Source organism: Pseudanabaena sp. 'Roaring Creek' (genome assembly GCF_001402795.1).
In the GTDB taxonomy this organism is placed as follows: Bacteria; Cyanobacteriota; Cyanobacteriia; order Pseudanabaenales; family Pseudanabaenaceae; genus Pseudanabaena.
The window spans coordinates 1-5,065 of the sequence record NZ_LIRE01000254.1 but is presented as its reverse complement, the minus strand read 5'-3'; the positions used below and the strand labels follow the sequence as shown (position 1 = coordinate 5,065).

Genomic DNA, 5,065 nt, shown 5'->3' with positions numbered 1-5,065 from the left:
AAAGCTCAAAATGGCTACGCCATTTTGAGCTTTGGTATAAAACCTGCGGCGCATGCGCCGCGCGCGCCGCAGGTTTTAGAATTTTATATTTAATATTAAAGTAAGAATTCTAACTTTCATGAAACACCATAATACGATGATACGTTCAGCCCAACCTGCCGATATTCCCAACTTATTTCATCTAATCGAAAAAGTCAGCGATTTTCATAAGTCCTTGGATATAGATCGCTATAATTTCTTACCCAATCAGGGGAAGCGCTACGAAAAATGGTTGCACAAATTATTATTGGATTCTCGTCATCTTTGTTTGGTAGTTGATGCGAGCGAATCAGAATCCTCTCAACTGGTTGCCTATCTCATTGCAACGGTAGAATCGGAAATTCCGATCTATCACCTCAAGGAATATGGCTATATCCACGATCTCTGGGTTGAAGAATCCTATCGCCGCCAAGGAATTGCGCGCCAGATGCTAATGAAAACTCGAGAACATTTTCAGCAATTGGGAATCCCTCAAATTCGCTTAAATTCCTTGGTAAATAACGCTGCTGCCTTTAAGCTCTATTCTTCCTGTGGCTTTCGCCCCAGCACCTTTGAGATGCTACTCAAGTGCAATATTGACTAACTGTTATTATCTCAAGTATCAAGACAAACTTCTTTACGAAAAAATTTATGCACATTCATACTCTCGACCAATGGCAGCACTCGCATAATTTTTCTGTAGATCGTCATGAAGCAGAAAGTAAAACCAAAATCGTACTACTACTGACCGTCATCACTATGATGGCGGAAATTGGAGCTGGAATCGTTTTTGGTTCGATGGCACTGTTAGCAGATGGATGGCATATGGCAACCCACGTTGCCGCCTTTGGGATCGCAGTCTTTACCTATCAATATGCCCGCAGTCAAGCCAATAATCCTAGATATACATTTGGGACGGGCAAAGTCAGCATCCTTGGCGGTTTTACCAGTGCCGTTGTCCTAGCGGTAATCGCTTTTATAATGGCTCTTGAATCAACGACACGTTTTTTTCAACCTCAATCAATTCAATTTAGTGAAGCAATTTATATTGCAATTTTGGGTTTAGTAGTTAATATCGTCAGCGCTTTGCTTTTAGATGATCATCACGATCACGATCATCACGACCACGACCACCACGACCACGACCACCACGATCGCGATCATCATCAAGACTACAATCTGCGTGCAGCCTACATTCATGTTTTAGCCGATGCCGTAACCTCCGTTCTTGCCATCATTGCCCTATGCGCTGGTAAGTTTTTGGGTTGGGTTTGGCTAGATGCAATAATGGGCATAGTTGGGGCTGTGGTAATTGCCCGATGGTCGTATGGATTAGCCCGTGAAACTGGTTCTATTTTGGTAGATGGAGGGATTGATAATTCCGTTAAGCAAGCAATTGCTAAAGCTATAGAAGAAGATAGTGACAATCAAATTACGGATTTGCATGTTTGGAATGTTAGCCAAAATCATCTATCAGTAACGATCGCCCTTGTTACCCATTATCCCCAACAGCCAGCATATTATAAAGAACTGCTACAGCATATTCCCAGTCTTTCCCATGTTCTGATCGAAGTTAACCAATGTCATGGAGAACCTTGTCTAGACTGATAGCTAAAAGCTCATAAAAAAATCGAAACAATGTTTCTGGGAGGGCTCTTCAACAAATCGTGATCGCCACTAATACCAGTTCACGAAAGTGTGACAATACTTTTGTAAATCAAAAAACAAACCAAGTAATGTTTATACCAAAACTAAAAATGGCGTAGCCATTTTTAGTTTTGGTATAAACCAAGTCTCGAAGGCGCTGGGCTCATGACAAACTTCGCTAAAACCAGAGGCAAGACTATCTAGAGAACTACATTTTGGAGGTGATTGCCAAGAGAAGTACCAATAAACCGAGCAATCTCCGAAAATAATTGACTCCATCAAATAGTTCTAACCATGCCCAAGTAAACAAAGCGCCAAAAGCCAATAGGCTTAACCCTGAATTCACTTTACCTGTGGTAACAATCAGTTGGAGCAAACTAGCTACACCCCAGACAATAAGCGGTAAGTTTGGGGTCTGTGCTAAGACAATATTACCTTCAGCATCATGAAAAACTCTATTCAATACTTTGCTATCTATCACTTTCGGTTTACTGGCTATGGCAGATTAATCTTTGCCCTATAAGCTTGACTTAAATGTAAGCCCTTACGCAAGGGGAGCGAGGCAGATATCTTGTTCTGAGGTCGCAGGTTTTAGCTCTGGATTTTAACTATGCTGAGGTATTTAAGTAGCTAAGCATAAGTAAACTTAAAACCTAGAAGAGCGTACCGCCCGCTGCGCGGGCGGTACGCTCTCTGGTTTTGGTTTTTAATTATGCTGAGGTACTTAATGGGAATGATTAATGGGAATGTTCTTTTTAAGTGGTTGGCTTGAGGTGTGTTTATTTAAAAACGTCTGGTTTCCAATCACAATTTTATAAATACCCTCGTAGGCATTAGCTATGATTGCGTAGCCATTACTATCGGTTTTTAATTCGACATTGGTGCGCCATGTTTGGTTAATGAGACGATTTAATCTTGTAAAGGCAGGTTTAGGAATACCATCCTTATTAAGAATCCCCGTAGGTGCGCCCAGCCAAGCCCCGCGATCGCTATATGACCAGAGAAAAATGCCTGATATATGGGGATAGCTATAGGCAAGTCGATACAATAATTCGAGATAATCAGCTTGTATTAGTTCGCGATCGCGATCGCTTTGCCAATCCGTATAGGTACGGCTAAAGTCAAGGTTGGGGATCGTAGCTCCTGATAGGACGCTAACTTCAGTCAAAACAATTGGTTTACCCAAACTAGAGAGATTCTCAATAGTAGTTTTTAGTCGCTCGATCGTCCAATTTCTGCCAAACATATGAGCTTGCTGACCGATACTATCAAATGGAACTTGAGCTTTTTGGAACTCCTGTAGTATTTGGGGATAACGAGAATTTGAAATAAAGTCATTAATCACGGCTCTAGTTTTGGGGTTGAGCTGTTTGAATTTAGTTAGATATTCTTTAACAACATTGATCTTTCCCTGTTCTTTGAATAAATCCGTAAAAGGGTGATCGTAATTATCCCAAGTCACTAATTCATTAAATACATCTACCTCATCAAGTAGCGGGAAAATAAATTCGGACATATGTTGGATAACTTTATCCATGTACAAGCGGACTTCTTGAGATGTCAGTTCCCGATTCTCTAGCCATAGGGGCAAACAAGCTGGATTATGATTCCAAAATAAAGGATGTCCGCGCAGATAGAAGTCATGGTGCTTTAGCCAAGCAATTTGCTGAAGTAATGCGGCATCGGCATATTGATTTTCCTGTGGTTCGTAATAGCGCCAATAGAAGGTTACTGTTGCTGCGTTGAAAAGCTGAAGGAAATATTCACGATGAAGGCGATCGCTTGTACTCTCATTATCTTTAAAATTGAGATTTGTGTGATAAGCGGCTCCAAAGTTAAACAGGTGTCGCCAATGCTCTATTTTTACAATTTGATTGGCAATGGGTTGACCAGCATGATCGAGCAATCTTATTTCTAAATTTGCCGTCCTTAATTTTTGAATTCGGCGATCGCTTTCTTCATTTGTCGCTTGCCAGTTTTCTGCTTCACTATATTTTTGCCCAAAAATAACCGATAGAACCGTACTGATTCCTAACGTGCTAATTGCTCTAAAAAATTGACGACGGTTCCATTTCATAGCTCTTTTCTAATCAGTGATGCTCGAATGCTTAAAGTCTTGGAAATAAGTAGGTTAGAACTGGTATTGCGATAGCATCAGGCAATTAAACTACAGCACTTTCATTGATCGCTAGTTTTTTACCTGTAGCATCGAGTATTGCCTTGACACCAAGAGGCAACACCGCATTTTCCAGAATATGACCGAACATCAGATTGTATAAAGTTGGTTTTCCCAAGGGTTCAAAGCGATCGCGTAGGACTTCTTCTAGACTAAAGCTTCTTAAGCCGCCATCCTTGGCTTGACAGTCTGAGAAATGTCCCAAGGCAAAACCTGCCGCTGCTTGTAATTTCCCAGCGAGAAATAGGTGCGTTAACATCCGATCGATCCGATAGGGTTCTTCACTAATATCTTCTAAGAAAAGAATCTTGCCCCTTGTGTCGATTTCATAGGGGGTTCCCAAAAGACTCACCACCAAACTGAGATTACCGCCAACCAGTTCACCTGTGGCTTGTCCTGAAACAATAGTGACTAGACGATGTTTGCGAGCTTCATCATCTGTGCCTCTGTAGGGAGACTTGGCAATTTCTCCAATGCTTTGATTAGCCATGACTGCGCGACGAAAATGCGCGATCGCATAGTCACCAATGGCACTTAAACCTGACGATCCGTGAAAGGTAACTAGCCCTGTTTTTTGATGGATTGCCAATACCAAAGCCGTGACATCGCTATGTCCGATAAATACTTTAGGATTTTGGCGAATCATTTCGTAATCTAATAAATCCAGCAATCTCGTACTGCCATAGCCACCTGAAAAGGTGAAAACACCACGAATATCGGGGCGGCGAAACATCTCATTAATATCCGATGCTCGTTCCGCATCCTTTCCTGCTAAATATCCATACTGAGAAGTAATATGCGAACCTAATTCCACTTGAAAGCCGTACTGCTCGACAATTTCTTTAGCAATTTTGATGTCCTCTGGCTCAAAGCTATAACTGGCAGGAGCTACCAGTCCCACTTTATCGCCTTTTTTTAATGCTTCGGGTTTGATGATCTTGCGATCGGCATTTTCCGACGACTGTGCCGAAGATTCTTTCGCAGTAATGAGACTGGTTGCTAGAGCGATCGCCCCAGAAGCACTAGCTAAAAATTGGCGGCGGGAGGCTTGGTAGTTCATGGTCAAAATAGTTCAAAAATTATCGGTTCAAAACGATGAAGTAATAGATATAGCTATAGTCACTTAAGTCAGGACATCAAATCCAATAGAGAGTTGCGGCGCGAAGCGCCGCAACTCTCTATTGGGTTTGATTTTTGTCCTAACATTACTGACTATAGCTATAA

5 protein-coding genes are annotated in these 5,065 nt (G+C 41.7%); 2 read left to right on the top strand and 3 right to left on the bottom strand.

What is annotated here, in order from left to right; all coding sequences use genetic code 11:
• Positions 1-136 precede the first annotated feature (136 nt).
• Both AC805_RS08855 and dmeF read left to right on the top strand, forming a co-directional pair.
• On the top strand, positions 137-622 hold the full coding sequence (locus AC805_RS08855; RefSeq protein ID WP_055075090.1) for a GNAT family N-acetyltransferase: 486 nt from the start codon (positions 137-139) through the stop codon (positions 620-622).
• A gap of 47 nt (positions 623-669) precedes the next feature.
• Complete coding sequence (dmeF, locus tag AC805_RS08850) at positions 670-1,626, top strand: CDF family Co(II)/Ni(II) efflux transporter DmeF (protein WP_055075088.1); 957 nt, start codon at positions 670-672, stop codon at positions 1,624-1,626.
• 247 nt (positions 1,627-1,873) lie between these two features.
• Here the strand turns inward: dmeF and AC805_RS08845 are convergent, their stop codons facing one another.
• The 3 genes from AC805_RS08845 to AC805_RS08835 form a co-directional block, all read right to left on the bottom strand.
• Entirely contained in the window at positions 1,874-2,143 is a 270-nt protein-coding gene (locus tag AC805_RS08845) for a hypothetical protein (RefSeq protein ID WP_055075089.1), read from the bottom strand.
• A 246-nt stretch (positions 2,144-2,389) separates the two neighbouring features.
• The gene (locus AC805_RS08840) at positions 2,390-3,742 is read right to left on the bottom strand and encodes an endo-1,4-beta-xylanase (RefSeq protein WP_055075087.1); all 1,353 of its coding nucleotides are present in this window, start codon (positions 3,740-3,742) and stop codon (positions 2,390-2,392) included.
• A gap of 85 nt (positions 3,743-3,827) precedes the next feature.
• Entirely contained in the window at positions 3,828-4,901 is a 1,074-nt protein-coding gene (locus AC805_RS08835; protein ID WP_055075086.1) for an LD-carboxypeptidase, read from the bottom strand.
• Positions 4,902-5,065 lie beyond the last annotated feature (164 nt).

What these genes read in the sequence shown, in the direction of transcription:
- AC805_RS08835 (WP_055075086.1), bottom strand. Translation starts at nt 4,901, where the DNA reads ATGAACTACCAAGCCTCCCGCCGCCAATTTTTAGCTAGTGCTTCTGGG.
- AC805_RS08840 (WP_055075087.1), bottom strand. Translation starts at nt 3,742, where the DNA reads ATGAAATGGAACCGTCGTCAATTTTTTAGAGCAATTAGCACGTTAGGA.
- dmeF (WP_055075088.1), top strand. Translation starts at nt 670, where the DNA reads ATGCACATTCATACTCTCGACCAATGGCAGCACTCGCATAATTTTTCT.
- AC805_RS08855 (WP_055075090.1), top strand. Translation starts at nt 137, where the DNA reads ATGATACGTTCAGCCCAACCTGCCGATATTCCCAACTTATTTCATCTA.